Source organism: Streptomyces sp. JNUCC 64 (assembly GCF_054484115.1).
Genome location: NZ_CM137015.1, coordinates 5232336 through 5255151, shown reverse-complemented (window position 1 = coordinate 5255151; position 22816 = coordinate 5232336). Strand labels below are relative to the sequence as shown.

Below are 22816 nucleotides of genomic sequence, written 5' to 3'. Positions count from 1 at the left end.
GGGAACGTCCGTCCTCATGGCGCCGGTCACGGCCACGACCGCGACCGGCGACGACGGGCCGCCGCTGACGGTCCCGCGCGACCCGGCGCGGGAGGCCGCCGAGGACGAGCTGTCGAAGGAGATGTACCGGGAGCACGAGCCGAGCCTGGTGCAGCGCGCGCTGGACGCGTTCCTCGACTGGATCGGCGACCTGTTCGCGGCGGCGTCCGGCGCCACGCCCGGCGGGACCGCCGGTCTGGTGGTGGTGCTGCTGGCGGTGACCGCGCTGGTGGCGGCCCTGTGGTGGCGGCTGGGCACGCCCGTCCGCCCGCCCGTCTCCCCGTCCGCGCTCTTCGAGGACCGGCCGCGCACCGCCGCCGAACACCGTTCCGCCGCCGAGGCGCACGCCGCCCGGGGGCACTGGAACCAGGCCCTCCAGGAGCGCACCCGCGCCATCGTGCGCTCCCTGGAGGAGCGCGCGCTCCTCGACGCCCATCCCGGACGCACCGCCGACGAGGCCGCCGCGGACGCGGGCCGCGCCCTGCCCGGCCACGCCGACCGGCTCCGCGCGGCGGCCCGCTCCTTCGACGACGTGACGTACGGCGGCCGCTCCGCCGACCGCGCCGCGTACGAGCGGACGGCGGAGCTGGACACCGATCTCGCCCGTGCCCGGCCGCAGCTCACGGGGCCCGCCCCGGCGCCCGGCCCCGGCGGATTCCCCGGGAGCGCCGCATGACCCAGGCCACCGCCCCACCGGCGCCCTCCCCGGCCCCCGCCACCACCTCCCTCGCCCCGACCGCCCGTCAGCGGTGGCGACGCGTCAAGGGCCCGCTGATCGCGCTGGTGGCCGTCCTCGTCACCGTGATCGTCGTCGGTCTGCTGGGCTCCGGCACCGCACGCGGACGGCTCGACCCCCGCTCCGCCGAGCCCACCGGCAGCCGCGCCGTCAGCGCGCTCCTCGCCGAACGCGGCGTCACCACCCGGGTGATCACCACCCTCGACGAGGCCGTCGCCGCCACCGGCCCCGACACGACCCTGCTCGTCGCCCGCCCCGACTACCTCGACCACGCCCAGCAGCGACGGCTGCGCGCCGCCACCGAGGACGCCGGCGGACGCACCGTCCTGGTCGCCCCGGGGGCGACCATCGGCATCCTCGCCCCCGGTGTCACCTCCGACCCCGACCGCGCCCTCGACAAGACCCTCACCCCCCAATGCCGGCTGCCCGCCGCCGAACGCGCGGGCGATGCCGACACCGGCCTCTTCCGCTACCGCGTCACCGCCCCCGGGGCCCTGACCTGCTATCCGGACGACGGCCTGCCCACCCTGGTCCAGGTCCCGGAACCACGCCAGGACGGCGCGACCGCCGGAACTCCCCCCGCCGACACGGTCGTCGTCGGCGCCCCGGACCTCCTCTACAATGACCGGCTCGACGAACACGGCAACGCCTCCCTCGCGTTGGGCCTCCTCGGTTCCCGCCCGCATCTGGTCTGGTACCTCCCCTCCCTCACCGACGCCTCCCCCGACCGGGACGACCGCTCCTTCGCCGAACTCATCCCGTCCGGCTGGCTGTGGGGCACCCTCCAACTCGTCGTCGCCATGGTCGTGGTGGCCCTGTGGCGGGGGCGCCGCTTCGGACCGCTGGTCCCCGAACGCCTCCCCGTCGTCATCCGCGCCTCGGAGACCACCGAGGGCCGCGCCCGCCTCTACCGCCGGGCCGGTGCCCGCGACCGCGCCGCGGCCACCCTGCGGGCCGCCACCCGCACCCGTCTCGCCCCCCTCCTCGGTGTCCCGCCCTCCCGGGCGCACACCCCCGAATCCCTGCTGCCCGCACTGGCCGCCCGCACCGCGCGCGCCCAACCGCCCGGCAGCACCCCGGCCGACCCGCACGCCCTCCTCTTCGGCCCGCCGCCCGACGACGACGCGGCCCTGCTCACCCTCACCGACCAACTCGACGCCCTTGAAAGAGAGGTACGCGCTTCATGATGGACCCGACCACTGACAACGCCGGTACCACCGACGGTCCGCAGGACGCCCGCGCCTCCCTGGAGGCCCTGCGCGCCGAGATCGCCAAGGCCGTGGTCGGTCAGGACCCCGCCGTCACCGGCCTGGTCGTGGCCCTGCTGTGCCGTGGCCACGTCCTCCTCGAAGGCGTCCCCGGCGTCGCGAAGACCCTGCTGGTCCGCGCCCTCGCCGCCGCCCTCGACCTCGACACCAAGCGCGTCCAGTTCACCCCCGACCTGATGCCCGGCGACATCACCGGCTCCCTGGTCTACGACGCCCGCACCGCCGAGTTCTCGTTCCAGCCCGGCCCTGTCTTCACCCACCTCCTCCTCGCCGACGAGATCAACCGCACCCCGCCCAAGACCCAGTCGGCGCTGCTGGAGGCCATGGAGGAACGCCAGGTCACGGTGGACGGAACCCCCCGCCCGCTGCCCGACCCGTTCCTCGTCGCCGCGACCCAGAACCCCGTCGAGTACGAGGGCACCTACCCCCTGCCGGAAGCCCAACTCGACCGCTTCCTCCTCAAGCTGACGGTCCCCCTGCCCGACCGCCAGGACGAGATCGACGTCCTGCGCCGCCACGCCGACGGCTTCGACCCGCGCGACCTGCGCGCCGCGGGCATCCGCCCGGTGGCCGGCGCCGCCGCCCTGGAGACCGCCCGCACCGCCGTCGCCAAGACGACCGTCTCGCCCGAGATCGCGGGCTACGTCGTCGACATCTGCCGCGCCACCCGCGACTCGCCGTCCCTCACCCTCGGCGTCTCCCCGCGCGGCGCCACGGCCCTCCTGTCGACGGCCCGCGCCTGGGCCTGGCTCACCGGCCGCGACTACGTCATCCCCGACGACGTGAAGGCCCTGGCCCTGCCGACCCTGCGGCACCGCGTGCAACTGCGCCCCGAGGCGGAGATGGAGGGCGTCACCGCGGACTCCGTCATCAGCGCGATCCTCGCCCACGTCCCCGTCCCCCGCTGAACGGGACGGCACCCGTGGCCCCCACCGGACGCGCCGCCCTCCTCGCGGCCCTCGGCACCCTGCCCGTCGGCCTCTGGGAGCCGAGCTGGACCGGCGTCCTCGCCGTCAACGCGCCCCTGGCACTCGCCTGCGCCTGCGACTACGCCCTGGCCGCGCCGGTCCGCCGCCTCGGCCTCACCCGCTCGGGCGACACCTCCGTACGCCTCGGCGACCCCGCGGACGTCACCCTGACCATCACCAACCCCGGCGGACGCCTCCTGCGCGCCCGCCTCCGCGACGCCTGGCCACCGAGCGCCTGGCGCCCCGGCACCGAGTCCACCGCGTCCCGGCACCGCCTCACGGTCCCGCCCGGCGAACGCCGCCGGATCACCACCCGGCTGCTCCCCACCCGCCGGGGCGACCGCCACGCCGACCGCGTCACCATCCGCTCCTACGGCCCCCTGGGCCTCTTCACCCGCCAGGGCTCCCACCAGGTCCCCTGGACGGTCCGCGTACTGCCCCCGTTCCACAGCCGCAAGCACCTGCCGTCCAAACTGGCCCGGCTGCGCGAGATGGACGGCCGCACCAGCGTGCTGACCCGTGGCGAGGGCACCGAGTTCGACAGCCTCCGCGAGTACGTCCCCGGCGACGACACCCGCTCGATCGACTGGCGCGCGACCGCCCGCCACTCCTCGGTCGCCGTCCGCACCTGGCGCCCCGAACGGGACCGGCACATCCTGCTGGTCCTCGACACGGGACGCACCTCCGCGGGCCGCGTCGGCGACGCCCCCCGCCTGGACGCCGCCCTGGACGCGGCACTGCTCCTCGCCGCCCTGGCCTCCCGCGCGGGCGACCGCGTCGACCTCCTCGCCTACGACCGCCGCGTCCGCGCCCTGGTCCAGGGCAAGGCAGCGGGCCAGCTCCTCCCGGCCCTGGTGAACGCCATGGCCCCCCTGGAGCCTGAACTCATCGAAACGGACGCCCGGGGGATGACGGCCGCCGCACTGCGCGCCGCCCCCCGCCGCTCGCTGATCGTGCTGCTGACCGGCCTGGACACGGCCCCCGTCGAGGACGGACTCCTGCCGCTCCTCCCCCGGCTCACCCGACGCCACACCGTCGTGGTGGCCTCCGTCGCGGACCCGCACATCGCCACCATGGCCACCGGCCGCGGCACGGTGGACGCGGTGTACGAAGCGGCCGCCGCCGCCCGCACCCAGACGGAACGCCGGCAGACCGCCGACCGCCTCCGCCGCCATGGGGTCACCGTCGTCGACGCCTCCCCCGAGGCCCTGCCCCCCGCGCTCGCGGACGCCTACCTGGCCCTGAAAGCAGCAGGCCGCCTCTGACCCACCCTTTTCTCCGGGGGTCCGGGGCAGGACGGCCTGACTCGGACCCCACAGAACAGAGAAGCAAGAGGAGAACCCCCAGGGAAACGCGAAAAAGCCGTGTTTCCCGAAGAGAAAAACTTCTCTCCGGGACACACGGCTTCATGCAATTTTAGTTCGGCGGCGTCCTACTCTCCCACAGGGTCCCCCCTGCAGTACCATCGGCGCTGAAAGGCTTAGCTTCCGGGTTCGGAATGTAACCGGGCGTTTCCCTAACGCTATAACCACCGAAACACTACGAAACACACACCAAGCACACCCCATCTGTGGGAAGGGATGCTGGTTGTTCGTGGTTTCAGAACCAACACAGTGGACGCGAGCAACTGAGGACAAGCCCTCGGCCTATTAGTACCAGTCAACTCCACCGGTCACCCGGCTTCCATATCTGGCCTATCAACCCAGTCGTCTACTGGGAGCCTTACCCCATCAAGTGGGTGGGAGCCCTCATCTCGAAGCAGGCTTCCCGCTTAGATGCTTTCAGCGGTTATCCCTCCCGAACGTAGCCAACCAGCCATGCCCTTGGCAGGACAACTGGCACACCAGAGGTTCGTCCGTCCCGGTCCTCTCGTACTAGGGACAGCCCTTCTCAAGACTCCTACGCGCGCAGCGGATAGGGACCGAACTGTCTCACGACGTTCTAAACCCAGCTCGCGTACCGCTTTAATGGGCGAACAGCCCAACCCTTGGGACCGACTCCAGCCCCAGGATGCGACGAGCCGACATCGAGGTGCCAAACCATCCCGTCGATATGGACTCTTGGGGAAGATCAGCCTGTTATCCCCGGGGTACCTTTTATCCGTTGAGCGACGGCGCTTCCACAAGCCACCGCCGGATCACTAGTCCCGACTTTCGTCCCTGCTCGACCCGTCGGTCTCACAGTCAAGCTCCCTTGTGCACTTACACTCAACACCTGATTACCAACCAGGCTGAGGGAACCTTTGGGCGCCTCCGTTACTCTTTAGGAGGCAACCGCCCCAGTTAAACTACCCATCAGACACTGTCCCTGATCCGGATCACGGACCCAGGTTAGACATCCAGCACGACCAGAGTGGTATTTCAACAACGACTCCACAACCACTGGCGTGGCCGCTTCAAAGTCTCCCACCTATCCTACACAAGCCGAACCGAACACCAATATCAAACTGTAGTAAAGGTCCCGGGGTCTTTCCGTCCTGCTGCGCGAAACGAGCATCTTTACTCGTAGTGCAATTTCACCGGGCCTATGGTTGAGACAGTCGAGAAGTCGTTACGCCATTCGTGCAGGTCGGAACTTACCCGACAAGGAATTTCGCTACCTTAGGATGGTTATAGTTACCACCGCCGTTTACTGGCGCTTAAGTTCTCAGCTTCGCCACACCGAAATGCAGCTAACCGGTCCCCTTAACGTTCCAGCACCGGGCAGGCGTCAGTCCGTATACATCGCCTTACGGCTTCGCACGGACCTGTGTTTTTAGTAAACAGTCGCTTCTCGCTGGTCTCTGCGGCCACCCCCAGCTCAAGGCGCGAAGCCCATCACCAGAAATGGCCCCCCTTCTCCCGAAGTTACGGGGGCATTTTGCCGAGTTCCTTAACCATAGTTCACCCGAACGCCTCGGTATTCTCTACCTGACCACCTGAGTCGGTTTAGGGTACGGGCCGCCATAAAACTCGCTAGAGGCTTTTCTCGACAGCATAGGATCATCCACTTCACCACAATCGGCTCGGCATCAGGTCTCAGCCTATTGAGTAGCGGATTTACCTACCACTCGGCCTACACCCTTACCCCGGGACAACCACCGCCCGGGCTGGACTACCTTCCTGCGTCACCCCATCACTCACCTACTACCACCTCGGGTCACCGGCTCCACCACTCCCACCCACAGCAAAACTGGAGGCAGGCGGCTTCACGGGCTTAGCATCAGAGGATTCAATGTTTGACGCTCTACAGCGGGTACCGGAATATCAACCGGTTATCCATCGACTACGCCTGTCGGCCTCGCCTTAGGTCCCGACTTACCCTGGGCAGATCAGCTTGACCCAGGAACCCTTAGTCAATCGGCGCACACGTTTCCCACGTGTGTATCGCTACTCATGCCTGCATTCTCACTCGTGAACCGTCCACCACTGCCTTCCGGCGCGGCTTCACCCGGCACACGACGCTCCCCTACCCAACCCAGCGGGCGTTGGCCCTATATGCTGGATTGACACGACTTCGGCGGTACGCTTGAGCCCCGCTACATTGTCGGCGCGGAATCACTAGACCAGTGAGCTATTACGCACTCTTTCAAGGGTGGCTGCTTCTAAGCCAACCTCCTGGTTGTCTCTGCGACTCCACATCCTTTCCCACTTAGCGTACGCTTAGGGGCCTTAGTCGATGCTCTGGGCTGTTTCCCTCTCGACCATGGAGCTTATCCCCCACAGTCTCACTGCCGCGCTCTCACTTACCGGCATTCGGAGTTTGGCTAAGGTCAGTAACCCGGTAGGGCCCATCGCCTATCCAGTGCTCTACCTCCGGCAAGAAACACACGACGCTGCACCTAAATGCATTTCGGGGAGAACCAGCTATCACGGAGTTTGATTGGCCTTTCACCCCTAACCACAGGTCATCCCCCAGGTTTTCAACCCTGGTGGGTTCGGTCCTCCACGACCTCTTACAGCCGCTTCAACCTGCCCATGGCTAGATCACTCCGCTTCGGGTCTTGGGCATGCTACTCAAACGCCCTATTCGGACTCGCTTTCGCTACGGCTTCCCCACACGGGTTAACCTCGCAACACACCGCAAACTCGCAGGCTCATTCTTCAAAAGGCACGCAGTCACGACACAAGAAAGCAAGCTTCCCTGTGCGACGCTCCCACGGCTTGTAGGCACACGGTTTCAGGTACTATTTCACTCCCCTCCCGGGGTACTTTTCACCATTCCCTCACGGTACTATCCGCTATCGGTCACCAGGGAATATTTAGGCTTAGCGGGTGGTCCCGCCAGATTCACACGGGATTTCTCGGGCCCCGTGCTACTTGGGTGTCTCTCAAGCAAGCCGTCAATGTTTCAGCTACGGGGGTCTTACCCTCTACGCCGGACCTTTCGCATGTCCTTCGCCTACATCAACGGTTTCTGACTCACCTCACAGCCGGCAGACTGTAAAAGAGAGATCCCACAACCCCCTGCATGCAACCCCTGCCGGGTCTCACACATACAAGGTTTAGCCTCATCCGGTTTCGCTCGCCACTACTCCCGGAATCACGGTTGTTTTCTCTTCCTGCGGGTACTGAGATGTTTCACTTCCCCGCGTTCCCTCCACATGCCCTATGTGTTCAGGCAAGGGTGACAGCCCATGACGACTGCCGGGTTTCCCCATTCGGAAACCCCCGGATCAAAGCCTGGTTGACGACTCCCCGGGGACTATCGTGGCCTCCCACGTCCTTCATCGGTTCCTGGTGCCAAGGCATCCACCGTGCGCCCTTAAAAACTTGGCCACAGATGCTCGCGTCCACTGTGCAGTTCTCAAACAACGACCAACCACCCGTCACAGCCCGCCGAAACAGACCTTTACCGGGGTCGGCAACCGAAGACCCAGCCATCACGGCCGTGCCCTCAGACACCCAACAGCATGCCCGGCCCGTACCCGTCCGAAGATCACGCGTTCCACACTCCGAAGAGCAGTACTAGCGGCCTCCGGCCCGAATAACAGGCCGAATAGTCAACGTTCCACCCATGAGCAACCAGCACCGGACATTCGCCGGTGTACTGGCCTCTGACCGGGATCATCCGAAGACGACCACGGTAAGAAGTGCTCCTTAGAAAGGAGGTGATCCAGCCGCACCTTCCGGTACGGCTACCTTGTTACGACTTCGTCCCAATCGCCAGTCCCACCTTCGACAGCTCCCTCCCACAAGGGGTTGGGCCACCGGCTTCGGGTGTTACCGACTTTCGTGACGTGACGGGCGGTGTGTACAAGGCCCGGGAACGTATTCACCGCAGCAATGCTGATCTGCGATTACTAGCGACTCCGACTTCATGGGGTCGAGTTGCAGACCCCAATCCGAACTGAGACCGGCTTTTTGAGATTCGCTCCACCTCACGGTATCGCAGCTCATTGTACCGGCCATTGTAGCACGTGTGCAGCCCAAGACATAAGGGGCATGATGACTTGACGTCGTCCCCACCTTCCTCCGAGTTGACCCCGGCGGTCTCCCGTGAGTCCCCAACCGGCCGAAACCGTTGCTGGCAACACGGGACAAGGGTTGCGCTCGTTGCGGGACTTAACCCAACATCTCACGACACGAGCTGACGACAGCCATGCACCACCTGTACACCGACCACAAGGGGGGCACCATCTCTGATGCTTTCCGGTGTATGTCAAGCCTTGGTAAGGTTCTTCGCGTTGCGTCGAATTAAGCCACATGCTCCGCCGCTTGTGCGGGCCCCCGTCAATTCCTTTGAGTTTTAGCCTTGCGGCCGTACTCCCCAGGCGGGGCACTTAATGCGTTAGCTGCGGCACGGACAACGTGGAATGTTGCCCACACCTAGTGCCCACCGTTTACGGCGTGGACTACCAGGGTATCTAATCCTGTTCGCTCCCCACGCTTTCGCTCCTCAGCGTCAGTATCGGCCCAGAGATCCGCCTTCGCCACCGGTGTTCCTCCTGATATCTGCGCATTTCACCGCTACACCAGGAATTCCGATCTCCCCTACCGAACTCTAGCCTGCCCGTATCGACTGCAGACCCGGGGTTAAGCCCCGGGCTTTCACAACCGACGCGACAAGCCGCCTACGAGCTCTTTACGCCCAATAATTCCGGACAACGCTCGCGCCCTACGTATTACCGCGGCTGCTGGCACGTAGTTAGCCGGCGCTTCTTCTGCAGGTACCGTCACTTTCGCTTCTTCCCTGCTGAAAGAGGTTTACAACCCGAAGGCCGTCATCCCTCACGCGGCGTCGCTGCATCAGGCTTTCGCCCATTGTGCAATATTCCCCACTGCTGCCTCCCGTAGGAGTCTGGGCCGTGTCTCAGTCCCAGTGTGGCCGGTCGCCCTCTCAGGCCGGCTACCCGTCGTCGCCTTGGTGAGCCGTTACCTCACCAACTAGCTGATAGGCCGCGGGTTCATCCTGCACCGCCGGAGCTTTCCACCCGCCCCCATGCAGGGGCAGGTCATATCCGGTATTAGACCCCGTTTCCAGGGCTTGTCCCAGAGTGCAGGGCAGATTACCCACGTGTTACTCACCCGTTCGCCACTAATCCCCGGCCGAAACCGGTTCATCGTTCGACTTGCATGTGTTAAGCACGCCGCCAGCGTTCGTCCTGAGCCAGGATCAAACTCTCCGTGAATGTGTACCCGTAATCGGGTGAACACCACGAGAGCGGAACAAACCGGGGAGGAATATCCCCGACTGTTCACAGCGTCCTCGCTGTGTATTTCTTCAAAGGAACCTCATCACCAGACCGAGTGGTCTAGGTGACGGGGTATCAACATATCTGGCGTTGACTTTTGGCACGCTGTTGAGTTCTCAAGGAACGGACGCTTCCTTTGTACTCACCCCAGCCTCTCGGCTGAAGCTTTCCTCCGGGCGCTTCCCTTCGGTGTTTCCGACTCTATCAGATCTTTCCGATCCGATTTCCTCGGTGCTTTCCAGTCCAGCGCTTCCGCGCTTTCCTTTCCGGCGGCTCCGACTTTATCAGAGGTTTTCCGGCGGTTCGTACCACCGGATTCTGATGGAGTCAGAATGCTTTCCCGATATTCGCCACTCAGGACTCTTCGGGGAAGCTTGGTAGATCTTCCGGCCACCTTACAGGACTGAACCTGTTTCTAGGCAACTGTTCGAATCTACCTCCCCAGCGTCTCCGTGTCAACGGTTTTCCCTGGGGCGAGGAGGACACTAGCAGGTGAACGGGGGGCTCCGCACATCAGGCGGCGAGGGGGACGGAGGCGCTGCGCTCCTGGTCGTCCAGGTCGCCCGTCGCTCCTTCGCGGACCGCGCGGCGGCCCAGGATGTAGACGTAGGCGAGGAAGAGGAGCTCGGCGACGACGCCGATGCCCACGCGGGCCCAGGTCGGCAGGCCGGAGGGGGTGACGAAGCCTTCGATGGCGCCCGAGACGAAGAGCACCAGTGCCAGGCCGATCGCCATGCCCAGCGCGGCGCGGCCCTCCTCCGCCAGCGCGGTCCGGCGCGGGCGGGGGCCCGGGTCGATGACCGTCCAGCCCAGGCGCAGGCCCGTGCCCGCGGCGACGAACACCGCCGTCAGCTCCAGCAGGCCGTGCGGGAGGATCAGGCCCAGGAAGACGTCGAGCCGTCCGGCCGAGGCCATGAGGCCGATGCCCACGCCGACGTTCGCCATGTTCAGCAGCAGGATCCACAGCACCGGTACGCAGAGGAAGGCGCCCAGGACCAGGCAGAGCGCGGCGGCCTGGGCGTTGTTCGTCCAGACCTGTGCCGCGAAGGACGTCGCCGGGTCGCTGGAGTAGTACGTCTCGTACTCGCCGCCCGGGCGTGTCATCTCGCGGAGGTCGGCGGGGGCGCCGATGCTCGCCTGGACCTCGGGGTGGGCCGCTATCCACCAGCCGATGAGCACCGCGACGAGCGTGGAGAGAATAGCGGTGGGCACCCACCAGCGGCGGGTGCGGTAGAGCGCGGCGGGGAAGCCGTGCGAGAGGAACCGGGTCACGTCCCGCCAGGAGGCGCGTCGGGTGCCGGTGACGGTGGTGCGCGCGCGGGCGACCAGCTGGGTCAGACGGCCGACGAGCTGGGGGTCGGGCGTGCTGGACCGGATCAGGGAGAGATGGGTGGCGGCGCGTTGGTAGAGGGCGACGAGTTCGTCGGCCTCCGCCCCGGTCAACTTGCGGCGGCGACGCAGCAGGGCGTCCAGCCGGTCCCACTCGGCCCGGTGGGCGGAGACGAAGACGTCGAGGTCCATCGGATCAGCTGCTCCTCACCTTCTCGTACTGCGGCGACGCGCTTCAGCTTGGCAGACTGGCCGTTCCCGGAGCGGGTCAGGGCAGTGGAAGGTGGGAGAGATGAGTGATCTCGTGACGGGCGAGGCGGTGGCTCTGGAGCTGCGGCCCGCCAAGTTGCCGAGTCGTGCCCTGGCGGTGCTGATCGACCTGGTCGTCGCGCTCACGGTGTACGTCGGGGGGATGGTGGGGCTGCTCGCGGCGACCGCCTCGCTGGACGCGGCGGCGCGGGCGGCCGTGTCGGTGGCGGGGTTCGTGCTGCTGTTGGTGGGGCTGCCGATAGCCGTGGAGACGCTGAGTCACGGGCGGTCGCTGGGGAAGTTGGCGTTCGGGTTGCGGGTGGTGCGGGACGACGGGGGGCCGATCCGGTTCCGGCACGCACTGGTGCGGGGCGCGGTCGGGGTGATCGAGATCATCGTGACGTTCGGGACGGTGGCGGCGATCGCCTCGCTGGTGTCCGAGCGGGGGCGCCGGGTGGGCGATGTGCTCGCGGGGACGCTGGTGGTGCGGGAGCGGGTGCCCGGGGCGCGGGGCGGATACGTTCCGCCTCCCCCGCCGTGGTTGACGGGGCGGTTCGCCTCGCTCGATCTGTCGGGGGTGCCGGACGGGTTGTGGCTGGCGGTGCGGCAGTACCTGACGCGGATGTCGCAGTTCGACGAGCGGGTGGCCTGGGACATGGGGCGGCGGCTGGCCGACGAGCTGGTGGCGCGGACCGGTGCGGCGGTGCCGCCGGGGGTGCCGCCCGCCGCCTTCCTGGCGGCCGTCGTGTACGAGCGGCAGTCGCGGGACGCGGCGCGGATCGCCGGGGGCGGCGTGGAGGGGTTCGGGGCGGGGGGTCCGGGCTCTGCGGGGTTCGCGGGGGGCTCGGGGTTCGCGGGGGTTACGGGGGCTTCGGGACTCGCGGGGGGCTCGGGGGGGTCGGGGTTCTCGGTGCCTCCCGCTTCCCCCGCTTTCCCTGGTCCCCCCGCTTCCCCGGCGGTCCCGGCGTCCTCGTTCGGGGCGCCGGTCGCTCCGCCCGTGGTGCCGGGGGTTCCCCCGGTGGAGGCGGCGCCGGGGGGCGGGGGGTCGGCGTCGGGCGGTTCCGGCTCCGGTTCCGGGACGGGGTTCGCTCCGCCCTCCTGAGTCCGTGTGTCCGGGCGCGGGTCAGGGGAACGTCGACGGGGGCGTTTCCAGGTGTTCCAGCTCGATGCCCGGGGCGGACAGGACGACGTCGCCCGCGAGGTGGACGGTGTGCCGCTCGCCGGTGTCCAGGGCGGTGACCTGGTACTCGTCCACGGTCAGGGGGGCGTTGTCAGTGGGGTGTGTTTCGCTGTTCACCAGGGCCCAGGACTGGTCGACGGTGCGGGGTGCCAGTACCGGATCGGTGAGGGTCACGAGACGGACCCTGGTGACGGGGGACGCGGTGGTGAGCCGGAGGAGGCGGGCGGTGGCGACGAGGAAGGCCGGGGAGGTTCCGGCGAACGCGTGCGCGGGGGCGTTGCCCTCGGTGGCGTGGGCGCCGGTGGGGTCGGTGCGGACCCAGGTGACGCCGTCGAGCGCGCCGCCGCGGACCTGCCAGCCCCCGGCGTTGAGTTCGAGACGCAGCGGGCGTCCGAGGGCGTCCAGCGTGAGGTCGACGGAGCCGGAGTGGGCGCCGGAGGCGGTGACGCGTTGGGCGACGTAGCGCCAGCCGGAGGGGCCGGGGGCGCAGTGGAAGTGTTCTTCGCCGAGGGGGGTGTGATCGTGCGTGTCGTGGAGCGAATAACGGCCTCGGGGCATACGGGGTCCTGGTTCTCGGTGCGTTGAGTCCCGGCGGGCCGGTGGGCGTTCACCGGTCGTCGCCGTGGGCCGGTGATCCGGTCCGGCGCGGTACGGGGCAGGCCCCCGACACGGGGGTGCGGGGGCCTGCCTGTGCGTCGCTCGCCGGTGGTCCGCCGTCGCGGGCGGACCGGGGCGGGTCAGTACCGGTAGTGGTCCGACTTGTACGGGCCCTCGACCTCGACGCCGATGTACGAGGCCTGCTCGGGGCGGAGGGTCGTGAGCTTCACGCCGAGCGCGTCGAGGTGGAGCCGGGCGACCTTCTCGTCCAGGTGCTTGGGCAGCGTGTAGACGTCGGTCGGGTAGGCGTCGGGCTTGGTGAACAGCTCGATCTGGGCCAGGGTCTGGTCCGCGAACGAGTTGGACATCACGAACGACGGGTGCCCGGTGGCGTTGCCGAGGTTGAGGAGGCGGCCTTCGGACAGCACGATGAGGACCTTGCCGTCGGGGAAGGTCCAGGTGTGGACCTGGGGCTTGACCTCGTCCTTGACGATGCCGGGGATCTTGGCGAGGCCGGCCATGTCGATCTCGTTGTCGAAGTGGCCGATGTTGCCGACGATGGCCTGGTGCTTCATCTTGGCCATGTCCGCGGCCATGATGATGTCCTTGTTGCCGGTCGTGGTGACGAAGATGTCGGCCTTGTCGACGACCTCGTCCAGGGTGGTGACCTGGTAGCCGTCCATGGCGGCCTGGAGGGCGCAGATCGGGTCGATCTCAGTGACGATGACCCGGGCGCCCTGGCCTCGCAGGGACTCGGCGCAGCCCTTGCCGACGTCGCCGTAGCCGCAGACCACGGCGGTCTTGCCGCCGATGAGGACGTCGGTGGCGCGGTTGATGCCGTCGATCAGGGAGTGGCGGCAGCCGTACTTGTTGTCGAACTTCGACTTGGTGACGGCGTCGTTGACGTTGATCGCCGGGAAGAGGAGGGTGCCGTCGCGGTGCATCTCGTAGAGACGGTGGACACCGGTGGTGGTCTCCTCGGTGACGCCGCGGATCTCGGAGGCGAGCTCCGTCCACTTCTGGGGGCTCTCGCCGAGGGTACGGGTGAGGAGTTCGAGGATGACGCGGTGCTCGTCGGACTCGGCGGTGTCGACGGAGGGGACCTTGCCGTCCTTCTCGTACTCGACGCCCTTGTGGACGAGGAGGGTGGCGTCACCGCCGTCGTCGAGGATCATGTTGGGGCCGCCGGTGGGGCTGTCGGGCCAGGTCAGGGCCTGCTCCGTGCACCACCAGTACTCCTCCAGCGTCTCGCCCTTCCAGGCGAAGACGGGGACGCCCTTGGGGTCCTCCGGGGTGCCGTCGGGGCCGACGGCGATGGCGGCGGCCGCGTGGTCCTGGGTGGAGAAGATGTTGCAGGAGGCCCAGCGGACCTCGGCGCCGAGGGCGACCAGGGTCTCGATGAGGACGGCGGTCTGCACGGTCATGTGCAGGGAGCCGGTGACACGGGCGCCGGTCAGCGGGCGGGTCTCGGCGTGCTCGCGGCGGATGGCCATCAGACCGGGCATCTCGTGCTCGGCGAGGGTGATCTCCTTGCGGCCGTAGGCGGCGAGGGAGAGGTCGGCGACCTTGAAGTCCTGTCGGTTGTCGACAGTGGTCATGGAGAGCTGCTCCTCGTGATCGGGTCTCGGGTCGAGGTGGGTACGGCTGGTCTGCGCACGGCGGCCGGACGTTTCACCCGGCGCGCGGGGCGCAGCGCAGTCCGTCGGAGGCCCTCTCTCCCTCGGTCGGCCCGGCGTGCGGGCCGCCCGACCGCCATCAGCAGCGACGTCTGGCTCTGGTCACGAATCTAACACCGTGGGGCCCCGGGCCCCAGGGTGCGAGCGGGTTCGGCCGGATCTTGAGGGGTGGCGCGGGGTCAGTGCGCGGGGGTCGCGGGGCCGCCGGGGGTGGCGTCGGGGTCGGGGCCCTTGGCGGCGTCGGTCTCGCTGTAGAGGTCGGGTTCGAGGTAGATGACGCGGGCGATGGGGCAGGCGGCGCGGACGCGGGACTCGGCGGCGTCGATGGCGGTGGCGACGCGTTCGGCGGTGCTGTCCCGGGGGACGGCGATCTTGGCGGCGACGAGGAGTTCCTCGGGGCCGAGGTGGAGGGTGCGCATGTGGATGACGCGGGTGACGGTGGTGCCGTCGACCAGGGCGGTCCCGATGGCCTTGAGGTCGTCGGGGCCGGCGGACTCGCCGAGGAGGAGGGATTTGGTCTCCACGGCGAGGACGAGGGCGATGAGGATGAGCAGGACGCCGATGCAGAGGGTGCCGATGCCGTCCCAGAGGCCGTCGTCGGTGGCGAGGGAGAGGCCGACGCCGAGGAGGGCGAGGACCAGGCCGACGAGCGCGCCGAGGTCTTCGAGGAGGACGACGGGGAGTTCGGGGGCCTTGGAGCGGCGGACGAACTCCTTCCAGGAGAGGGTGCCGCGGACCTGGTTGGACTCCTTGATGGCGGTGCGGAAGGAGAAGACCTCGGCGACGATCGCGAAGACGAGGACGCCGACGGGCCAGTACCAGTGCTCGATGGGGTGGGGGTGCTTGATCTTCTCGTAGCCCTCGTAGATGGCGAACATGCCGCCGACTGAGAAGAGGACGATGGAGACGAGGAAGGCGTAGATGTAGCGCTCGCGGCCGTAGCCGAAGGGGTGCTGGGGGGTGGCTTCGCGCCGGGCGCGCCGTCCGCCGAGGAGGAGCAGGCCCTGGTTGCCGGAGTCGGCGAGGGAGTGGACGCTCTCGGCGAGCATGGACGAGGAGCCGCTGAAGACGAAGGCGACGAACTTGGCGACGGCGATGGAGAGGTTGGCGGCGAGTGCCGCGACGATGGCCTTGGTTCCGCCGGAGGCGCTCATCTGGTGGTGGTGTCCCTTCGCCCGGTCGGCGCCCGTGCGGTGGCGCCGGTGTCTGGTGGTGTTCCCGCGCCTGGTGTGACGGCTGTGGTGGTGCGGTGCCGTGTTCTTTGGTGCGGGCCGGGGCGGGACGCCGATGCGGGATCGTACGGGGCGGAGGGGGCCCGCGCAGCGGGTTGGGCACATGTGTCGCCCGTACGGGAGAACCGTTCGCCGTACGGGGGACGGAGGCGGGGCCGGGGGTCGGGGTCAGACGAGGACGGTGGCGCGGAAGAGGGTGCCGGTTCCGGTGGCCTCGACGGGTTCGTCGGCGGGGACGAAGACGGAGGTGCCGGGGGTGAGGGTCTCGGTGGTGGCGCCGCGCAGGGTGACCGTGCCGGTGGTGCAGAGCAGGATCTGGGGGGTGTGGGTGGTGAGGTCGCCGGGCGGGGCGGCTTCGGTGCGGGTGAGGCGGGAGAGGCGGAACTCGTCGATGGGGGTGTCGTAGACCTCTTCCTCACCGGGGGCGGCCTCGGGGCGCAGTACGGCGGGGTCGGCGGCTTCGAAGCGGACGATCCGGAGCAGTTCGGGGACGTCGACGTGTTTGGGGGTGAGGCCGCAGCGCAGGACGTTGTCGGAGGTGGACATGATCTCGACGCCGAGGCCGTGGAGGTAGGCGTGCGGGACTCCGGCGCCGAGGAACAGGGCCTCGCCGGGCTGGAGCCGGACGTGGTGGAGGAGGGTCGCGGCGAGGACGCCGGGGTCGCCGGGGAAGTGGTGGGCGAGGTCCGCGTAGGCGGCGTAGGCGGCGGCGCGGGCCGTGTCGGGGTCCGCCGCCACCGGGGTGGTGGCGACCGGGGTGCCGGGGGCCACCGGGGTGGTGGCGGCCGGGGTGCCGGGGGTGAGGGCGCGGGCCAACCGGGCGCACGCTTCGGCGGTCTCGGTGACGGTGGTGGCGATCCCGTCGCGGTCGGCGGTGAGGATCGCGGTGAGGACCTCGCGCAGGGCGGCGTCCTCGGGGGTGGCGCGCAGCAGGTCCACGTAGGGCTTGAGGGAGTCGACCGCCAGGGCTTCCAGGAGGTCGGCGGTGGCGTGCGGGGCGCGGAAGCCGCAGAGGCCCTCGAAGGGGGTGAGGGCGCAGATCAGCTCGGGTTTGTGGTTGGTGTCCTTGTAGTTGCGGTGGGCGGCGGTGAGGGGGATGCCCTGGCGCTCCTCGCGGGCGTGGCCCTCGCGGGCCTGGGCGAGGTCGGGGTGGACCTGGAGGGAGAGGGGGGCGCCCGCCGCGAGGATCTTGAGGAGGAACGGCAGATGGGGGCCGAAGCGGGTGACGGCGGGGGTGCCGAGGGTGCCGTGCGGGTCGGCGTCGATCAGGTCGGCGAGGGTGCCGCGCGGGGTGAGCGAGGGGGCCCCGGGGTGGGTCCCCATCCACATCTCGGCCTGGGGTTCGCCGGTGGGTTCCGTCCCGAGGAGGGCGGGGATGGCGGTGGGCGAGCCCCAGGCGTAGGGGCGGACGGGGTTGGCGAGGCGGTCCATGCGGTTCCTTCGGGGTGCGGATTCGGCGTCGGAGCCGCCGGGGTCCGCCGGGTGGCGGGCGTGGGAGGGGCGGCCGGGGCGGGGCCCCGGGTCAAGGTCAGGCCCCTGAGGCGAGCGCCAGGTAAACGGCGGCGAAATCCGTGACGGCGATCAGTTCCGCGAGGGCTTCGAGTTCGTCCCCGGGGCGGGCGCGGTCGCCGGGCGGGGGGCCGTCGGGGGTGGTGCCGTCGGTGTCCGGGCCGGTGGGCGCGGGGTCTTCGGGGCCGTCCGCGCGGTCGGCGGCGCCGGATTCGAGTTCGCTGACGGCGGTGTCGTGGCCGAGGGCGAGTTCGCGGGCGGCGGGGGCGGCGCTGAGGACGCCGGTGGGGCGGTCGCGCAGCAGGACGACGCGGGCGCGCAGGGCCTGGGCCTCTTCGACGCGGTCCCGGAAGAAGTCGTCGGGGTCGGCGCCCGCGGCGAGGTCGCCGGTGAGGAACGCGCCGTGGGCGGGGAGGGCCTCGGGGAGCTGGGCGGCGAGGGCGGGGCGGCCGGCGAGTTCGCCGATGGCGGCGGCGAAGCGGCGCCCGGCGGGTCCGGCCGAGGGGCCTTCGGTCCAGATCAGGGGGAGGGCCTCGGCGAGTTCGGCGGCGAGGGTCTTGGCGGGGTTGGCGTAGGTGGCGGTGGCGGGGCCGCAGCGTTCGGCGGTGCGGTCGAGGCGGTCGGCGACGCGTTCCAGGGCCTCGGTGGGGGCGGTGACGAGTCCGGTGCGGTCGAGGAGCATCAGCAGCGGGGTGAGCAGGGCCCACAGGGCGCCGGGGGAGGCGGCCGCGGCGGGTTCGTCCTCCTCGTAGGGGGCGGTCGCCATGGGGAGGGTGAGGCCGTGGACGCCGTCGACGGTCTCGCCGAGGGGGGTGCGGTCGGGGGCGACGGCGACGACGGTGCAGCCTCGGCGGTACGCCTGTTCGGCGAGGAGCGCGAGGCCGGGTTCGGTGCCGTCGGGGGTGGCGATGAGGAGGAGGTCGACGGGTCCGGCCCAGCCGGGGAGGGTCCAGCGCAGGGCGCCGGGGGCGGCGGCGACGCCGGTGGCGTCGAGGCGGACGACGGGGCAGCCGCCTCCGGCGAGGGTGCCGAGGACGTCGGCGGCGGCGTGGGCGGCGGCGCCGGGGCCCGCCATCAGGACGGCGCGGGGGCGGCCGTCGGGGCGGAGGTCGTCGACGCCCGCCTCGGTGGCGTGCCGGACGGCGGTGCGGACCCGGGCGCCCGCTTCGGCCGCGCCCCGCAGCAGGCGGCGCCGGTCGGCCCTGGCGAGTGCCTCGGGTTCGTCCAGCAGCGATTCGTCGAGCATGGGGGGCGACCTCCGATGCGCTGTGCGGTGGTGCGGGCTGCGGGCGGTCCGGCGGGCGTGCCGGGGCGGGGTACCGGGGCCGTCGGGTGCGGGGCGGCCCGGCGCGGGACGGCGGTGGCCGGGCCCGGAGGGCGGTGGCCGGGCGCGGGAGGCTGTGGTGGCCCTCCTGGGCGGCGGGTCCGCGGGGTGCGCCGGAGGCGCGGTGGCGGGCCTCCGGGCGGCGGCCTACTCGGGGCGGCGGGCCTCGTCCACGAGGAGGACGGGGATGTCGTCCCGGACGGGGTAGGCGAGGCCGCAGTCCTCGCCGGTGCAGATCAGCTCGGCCTCCGCCTCGGTGAGGGGGGCGTGGCAGGCCGGGCAGGCCAGGATCTCCAGGAGTCCGGCTTCGAGCGGCATGAGGGTGGTTCCTTCCGGCATGGGCGGGCGGGGGCGGGTCCCCGCCCGCTGGTCAGCGTACCGCCGTGGCCCGGGCGCCGCCGGGTCGGCGGGGTGCCCGTCCGGGGCGGGCTGTTCTGGCCCGTCCGGGTGGGGTGCGGGTGCGCTTCGGGTGCCCCGCGCCGTTCCCCGCGCCCCTTCGGGTGCGCTCCGGTTCGGGTGCGTTGTTCTGTGCGGGTGCGTTGGGGTTGTTCGCGCAGTTCCCCGCGCCCCTATTGGGTGCGCCCTGGCCGGGGTGCGTTGTCCGGTGCGGGTGCGCCGTGGTTGCTCGCGCCGTTCCCCGCGCCCCCTTCGGGTGCGTTGTTCGGTGCGGGTGGGTTGGGGTTGCTCGCGCCGTTCCCCGCGCCCCCTTCGGGTGCGTTGTTCGGTGCGGGTGGGTTGGGGTTGCTCGCGCCGTTCCCCGCGCCCCTTTCGGGTGCGTCCCGGTTGGGGTGCGTTGTCCGGTGTGGGGCGGGTACCGGACGGTTGTCGTCCGGTACCCGTGGTGGGCGGGGTCAGGCGCGGATGAGGGTCAGGACCTCGTCGCGGATCTTGGTCATGGCGGCCTCGTCGCGGCCCTCGGCGTTGAGGCGGAGCAGCGGTTCGGTGTTGGAGGGCCGGACGTTGAACCACCAGTCGGCGGCGGTGACGGTGAGTCCGTCGAGTTCGTCGAGGGTGACGTCGTCGCGGTCCTGGTAGGCGGCACGGATCGCGGCGAGCCGGGCGGCTTGGTCGTCGACGGTGGAGTTGATCTCGCCGGAGCCGGTGTAGCGGTCGTACTGGGCGACCAGTCCGGAGAGCGGGCCGTCCTGTTCGCCGAGGGCGGCGAGGACGTGGAGGGCGGCGAGCATGCCGGTGTCGGCGTTCCAGAAGTCGCGGAAGTAGTAGTGGGCGGAGTGCTCGCCGCCGAAGATCGCCCCGGTGTTCGCCATCTCCTGCTTGATGAAGGAGTGGCCGACGCGGGTGCGCACGGGGGTGCCGCCCTGTTCGCGGACGACCTCGGGGACGGACCAGGAGGTGATGAGGTTGTGGATGACGATGCCCTCGCCGCCGTTCTTGGCGAGTTCGCGGGAGGCGACCAGCGCGGTGATCGCGGACGGGGAGACGGGGTCGCCGTTCTCGTCGACGACGAAGCAGCGGTCGGCGTCGCCGTCGAAGGCGATGCCGAGGTCGGCGCCCTCGGCGCGGACCCGGGCCTGGAGGTCGACGATGTTCGCGGGGTCGAGGGGGTTGGCCTCGTGGTTGGGGAAGGTGCCGTCGAGCTCGAAGTAGAGGGGGACGAGGTCCAGGGGGAGGCCCTCGAAGACGGTGGGGACGGTGTGTCCGCCCATGCCGTTGCCCGCGTCGACGACGACCTTGAGCGGGCGGATGCCGTCGAGTTCGACGAGGGAGCGCAGATGGGCCGCGTAGTCCTTCAGGGTGTCGCGGCGGGTGAGGGTGCCGGGGGCGGCGGCCGGCGCGGGGGTCTCGCCGCTCTCGGCCCAGCCCTCGACGAGGACGCGGATCTCGGTGAGTCCGGTGTCCTGGCCGACGGGGGCGGCTCCGGCGCGGCACATCTTGATGCCGTTGTACTTGGCCGGATTGTGGGAGGCCGTGAACATCGCGCCGGGCAGGTCGAGGGCGCCGGACGCGTAGTAGAGCTGGTCGGTGGAGCAGAGCCCGATCTCGGTGACGTCCACGCCGAGGGCGGCGGCGCCCCGTGCGAAGGCGTGGGACAGTCCCGGGGACGAGGGCCGCATGTCGTGTCCGACCACGATCGCGTGAGCGCCCGTCACCTGGGCGAAGGCCGCGCCGAACAGTTCGGCGAGCGGTTCGTCCCACTGGTCCGGAACCACTCCGCGGACGTCGTACGCCTTCACGATGTGCGACAGGTCAACAGCCACGGCAAACCCTTCTGGAGGTCTCTGAGGTTCCCCAAACTACCCGTAGGGGGGTGGGCGGCGGCAGGCGGCGCGGGGGGTGGTGGGAGGTGGGACCGGTTTCGGCCGGAACGGTGTCGCCGCTGGTCGGGGGCGGGACGGTGGTCCGGCGGGGGTGCGGTGGGGCTCCGGCGCGGGCCGGGCGGCCGGGTGCCGCCGGAGGTGGCCTCTTGGTGCCCGGGGTGGCCTCTTGGTGCCGGAGGTCCGGTGGGAGGGCGGGCCCGGCCACCGGGGCCCAGCCACCGGGGCCGGTTGCGGGTGGGGTCCGGTCACCGGGTCCGGTGGGCGGGTGGACCCGGTCACCAGGTCCGGCGGCGGGTGAGGCCCAGTCGCCAGGTCCGGCGGCGGGTGGGTTCCGGTCGCGAGCCCGGGTCGGGAGTCCTGGGTCGGGAGTCTGGTTCAGGAGATCTGGCTCGGGGTCCGGGCCGTCAGGGGCTCGGGCCGGTGTACGGGCCGGAGGTCCGGGTCAGGGGCTCGGAGCGGGGGTCCGGTTCGGAGGGCCGGTCCGGGGCTGGGTCCGGGTCAGGAGTCCGGGGAGCGCAGGACGCGGAGGTGGCCCCGGCGGCCGACCTCGACGGGGTCGGCGCCGGACCGGCCGCCCGCCTCGGCGGAGCGTTCGTGCGGGCGGGCCGCCTCGCGGACGGCGTTGGCGAGGGCTTCGAGGTCGTCACCGGTGGGCCGGGCCGGGCCGCTGGCCTCGGCGAGCCGGACGACCTCCCAGCCACGGGGCGCGGTGAGGCGCTCGGAGTGCTCGGCGCACAGGTCGTAGCAGTGGGGCTCGGCGTAGGTGGCGAGGGGGCCGAGGACCGCGGTCGAGTCGGCGTAGACGTACGTCAGCGTCGCGACGGCGGGACGGCCGCACGCGGTGCGCGAACAGCGACGTACAGGGCTCACGATGATGGACGGTACCGCACTCTTGAGCGGGCCGCGACGACTCCTCCGCACGCCACCCCACCGTGTCGTGGCGTGAACACGACCCTCACGGTTTCCGATACCCGCCCCCGGACTTCCCGTATGACCTCAGGTCAGAAGGTCGGAGCGGGTGACGAGTCGTCAGCAGTAGGGGCATTTCCCTCGCCGGGCACCTGATCGCCGGGCGGAATAAATGATCATTACTGATCATGATCTTGGCTGGAATGGTCAACAAGTGACATGGCCTACATCGGGCCGCCGGGCGTGCCGGAGGACCGCTTCCCGGTCGGCGGCCGGTCCCGGTGACACGGGCCGGGCGGGCGGCGGCCACGCGGGGCCCCGGAGGACTACGCTTCGTCGGTGATGGACAACCCCGTGCCCCCCGACGCCGCGAACCGTGGTCCCCGTCGCCGTGACCGGCACGGCCGGGGGATGCGCGGCCCCGTGGCCCCGCCGCAGGTGCCGCTCGCCGCCAGCCGGGCCGAGCTGTTCACGGATCTGGTGCAGGACTCCGTCGAACGGCTGGAGCGGCGCTGGCCGCAGCTCGCGGACTTCGACTTCATGGTCCTGGAGGTGCCCCGGCTGGACCCCCCGGAGGGCGACTGGGGCGACGACCCGGTGCCGCTGGGCGGGATCGTCCCGGCGCGCGAGGGGCGGCGGGCCCGGGTGGTGGTCTACCGGCGGCCGGTGGAGATCCGCACCAAGGGGCGCGACGAGCGGGCCGCGCTGGTGCACGAGGTCGTGGTGGAGCAGGTCGCCGAGTTGCTGGGGCTCACCCCGGAGACCGTCGACCCCCATTACGACGAGGACTGAGCGGCCGGCCCCCGAGCCCGGGGAACGGTCGGTCCCGGTCTGGTGAAGCGGTCGTT

Annotated in this window: 15 protein-coding genes and 3 rRNA genes; 6 read left to right on the top strand and 12 right to left on the bottom strand. The window is 70.1% G+C overall.

Annotation, left to right across the window (positions count from 1 at the left end; translation table 11 throughout):
- Positions 1-16 precede the first annotated feature (16 nt).
- From ACVWNX_RS21910 to ACVWNX_RS21895, 4 genes are read left to right on the top strand one after another with little or no spacing between them, the layout of a single operon-like run.
- The gene (locus ACVWNX_RS21910; RefSeq protein WP_454409238.1) at positions 17-715 is read left to right on the top strand and encodes a DUF4129 domain-containing protein; all 699 of its coding nucleotides are present in this window, start codon (positions 17-19) and stop codon (positions 713-715) included.
- Positions 712-1962: a DUF4350 domain-containing protein gene (locus ACVWNX_RS21905; protein ID WP_454409236.1), complete on the top strand. Its 1251-nt coding sequence runs from the start codon at positions 712-714 to the stop codon at positions 1960-1962. The genes ACVWNX_RS21910 and ACVWNX_RS21905 overlap by 4 nt, the downstream gene beginning before the upstream one ends.
- Positions 1962-2951, top strand: a complete 990-nt coding sequence (locus tag ACVWNX_RS21900) for an AAA family ATPase (RefSeq protein ID WP_454409234.1) — start codon at positions 1962-1964, stop codon at positions 2949-2951. Before ACVWNX_RS21905 ends, ACVWNX_RS21900 begins: the two co-directional genes overlap by 1 nt.
- 14 nt (positions 2952-2965) lie before the next feature.
- Positions 2966-4276: a DUF58 domain-containing protein gene (locus ACVWNX_RS21895; protein WP_454409233.1), complete on the top strand. Its 1311-nt coding sequence runs from the start codon at positions 2966-2968 to the stop codon at positions 4274-4276.
- A gap of 154 nt (positions 4277-4430) precedes the next feature.
- On the opposite strand, the gene rrf is transcribed toward ACVWNX_RS21895, so the two are convergent.
- The 4 genes from rrf to ACVWNX_RS21875 all read right to left on the bottom strand — a co-directional run bounded on the left by rrf (position 4431) and on the right by ACVWNX_RS21875 (position 11205).
- A 5S ribosomal RNA gene (rrf, locus tag ACVWNX_RS21890) occupies positions 4431-4547 on the bottom strand.
- 93 nt (positions 4548-4640) lie between these two features.
- A 23S ribosomal RNA gene (locus ACVWNX_RS21885) occupies positions 4641-7768 on the bottom strand.
- 325 nt (positions 7769-8093) lie between these two features.
- Positions 8094-9621, bottom strand: a 16S ribosomal RNA gene (locus tag ACVWNX_RS21880).
- Together the 16S, 23S and 5S rRNA genes form the textbook arrangement of a ribosomal RNA operon.
- A gap of 576 nt (positions 9622-10197) precedes the next feature.
- Positions 10198-11205, bottom strand: coding sequence for a stage II sporulation protein M (locus tag ACVWNX_RS21875; RefSeq protein ID WP_454409231.1), 1008 nt, complete (start codon positions 11203-11205; stop codon positions 10198-10200).
- Between the two features lie 100 nt (positions 11206-11305).
- Between ACVWNX_RS21875 and ACVWNX_RS21870 the strand changes: the two genes are divergently transcribed.
- The gene (locus ACVWNX_RS21870) at positions 11306-12364 is read left to right on the top strand and encodes an RDD family protein (protein WP_454409230.1); all 1059 of its coding nucleotides are present in this window, start codon (positions 11306-11308) and stop codon (positions 12362-12364) included.
- 21 nt (positions 12365-12385) lie between these two features.
- Here ACVWNX_RS21870 and ACVWNX_RS21865 read toward each other — a convergent pair whose 3' ends face one another.
- The 8 genes from ACVWNX_RS21865 to ACVWNX_RS21830 form a co-directional block, all read right to left on the bottom strand.
- Positions 12386-13000 (bottom strand): hypothetical protein, encoded by a 615-nt coding sequence (locus ACVWNX_RS21865; RefSeq protein ID WP_454409228.1) that lies wholly within the window; start codon positions 12998-13000, stop codon positions 12386-12388.
- A gap of 179 nt (positions 13001-13179) precedes the next feature.
- Positions 13180-14637 (bottom strand): adenosylhomocysteinase, encoded by a 1458-nt coding sequence (ahcY, locus tag ACVWNX_RS21860; protein ID WP_454409227.1) that lies wholly within the window; start codon positions 14635-14637, stop codon positions 13180-13182.
- A 257-nt stretch (positions 14638-14894) separates the two neighbouring features.
- Positions 14895-15869 (bottom strand): cation diffusion facilitator family transporter, encoded by a 975-nt coding sequence (locus ACVWNX_RS21855; RefSeq protein ID WP_454409225.1) that lies wholly within the window; start codon positions 15867-15869, stop codon positions 14895-14897.
- 246 nt (positions 15870-16115) lie between these two features.
- A complete protein-coding gene (manA, locus tag ACVWNX_RS21850) occupies positions 16116-17378 on the bottom strand; it encodes a mannose-6-phosphate isomerase, class I (RefSeq protein WP_454409223.1) in 1263 nt (420 codons plus the stop codon).
- Positions 17379-17475: 97 nt separating this feature from the next.
- Complete coding sequence (locus ACVWNX_RS21845; protein ID WP_454409221.1) at positions 17476-18702, bottom strand: SIS domain-containing protein; 1227 nt, start codon at positions 18700-18702, stop codon at positions 17476-17478.
- A gap of 225 nt (positions 18703-18927) precedes the next feature.
- The gene (locus tag ACVWNX_RS21840) at positions 18928-19098 is read right to left on the bottom strand and encodes a Trm112 family protein (protein ID WP_454409219.1); all 171 of its coding nucleotides are present in this window, start codon (positions 19096-19098) and stop codon (positions 18928-18930) included.
- Positions 19099-19631: 533 nt separating this feature from the next.
- On the bottom strand, positions 19632-20999 hold the full coding sequence (locus ACVWNX_RS21835) for a phosphomannomutase/phosphoglucomutase (protein WP_454409217.1): 1368 nt from the start codon (positions 20997-20999) through the stop codon (positions 19632-19634).
- Between the two features lie 558 nt (positions 21000-21557).
- Positions 21558-21980 (bottom strand): DUF3499 domain-containing protein, encoded by a 423-nt coding sequence (locus ACVWNX_RS21830; protein ID WP_454409215.1) that lies wholly within the window; start codon positions 21978-21980, stop codon positions 21558-21560.
- A 330-nt stretch (positions 21981-22310) separates the two neighbouring features.
- Here ACVWNX_RS21830 and ACVWNX_RS21825 point away from each other — a divergent pair, with 330 nt between their 5' ends.
- Positions 22311-22760 carry a metallopeptidase family protein gene (locus ACVWNX_RS21825; RefSeq protein ID WP_454414879.1) on the top strand — a complete coding sequence of 150 codons (450 nt, stop codon included), beginning with the start codon at positions 22311-22313 and terminating at the stop codon, positions 22758-22760.
- Positions 22761-22816: the final 56 nt, after the last annotated feature.

Coding starts and splice junctions, on each gene's coding strand:
- ACVWNX_RS21910 (WP_454409238.1), top strand. CDS start 17: ATGGCGCCGGTCACGGCCACGACCGCGACCGGCGACGACGGGCCGCCG.
- ACVWNX_RS21905 (WP_454409236.1), top strand. CDS start 712: ATGACCCAGGCCACCGCCCCACCGGCGCCCTCCCCGGCCCCCGCCACC.
- ACVWNX_RS21900 (WP_454409234.1), top strand. CDS start 1,962: ATGGACCCGACCACTGACAACGCCGGTACCACCGACGGTCCGCAGGAC.
- ACVWNX_RS21875 (WP_454409231.1), bottom strand. CDS start 11,205: ATGGACCTCGACGTCTTCGTCTCCGCCCACCGGGCCGAGTGGGACCGG.
- ACVWNX_RS21870 (WP_454409230.1), top strand. CDS start 11,306: ATGAGTGATCTCGTGACGGGCGAGGCGGTGGCTCTGGAGCTGCGGCCC.
- ACVWNX_RS21865 (WP_454409228.1), bottom strand. CDS start 13,000: ATGCCCCGAGGCCGTTATTCGCTCCACGACACGCACGATCACACCCCC.
- ahcY (WP_454409227.1), bottom strand. CDS start 14,637: ATGACCACTGTCGACAACCGACAGGACTTCAAGGTCGCCGACCTCTCC.
- ACVWNX_RS21855 (WP_454409225.1), bottom strand. CDS start 15,869: ATGAGCGCCTCCGGCGGAACCAAGGCCATCGTCGCGGCACTCGCCGCC.
- manA (WP_454409223.1), bottom strand. CDS start 17,378: ATGGACCGCCTCGCCAACCCCGTCCGCCCCTACGCCTGGGGCTCGCCC.
- ACVWNX_RS21845 (WP_454409221.1), bottom strand. CDS start 18,702: ATGCTCGACGAATCGCTGCTGGACGAACCCGAGGCACTCGCCAGGGCC.
- ACVWNX_RS21840 (WP_454409219.1), bottom strand. CDS start 19,098: ATGCCGCTCGAAGCCGGACTCCTGGAGATCCTGGCCTGCCCGGCCTGC.
- ACVWNX_RS21825 (WP_454414879.1), top strand. CDS start 22,311: ATGGACAACCCCGTGCCCCCCGACGCCGCGAACCGTGGTCCCCGTCGC.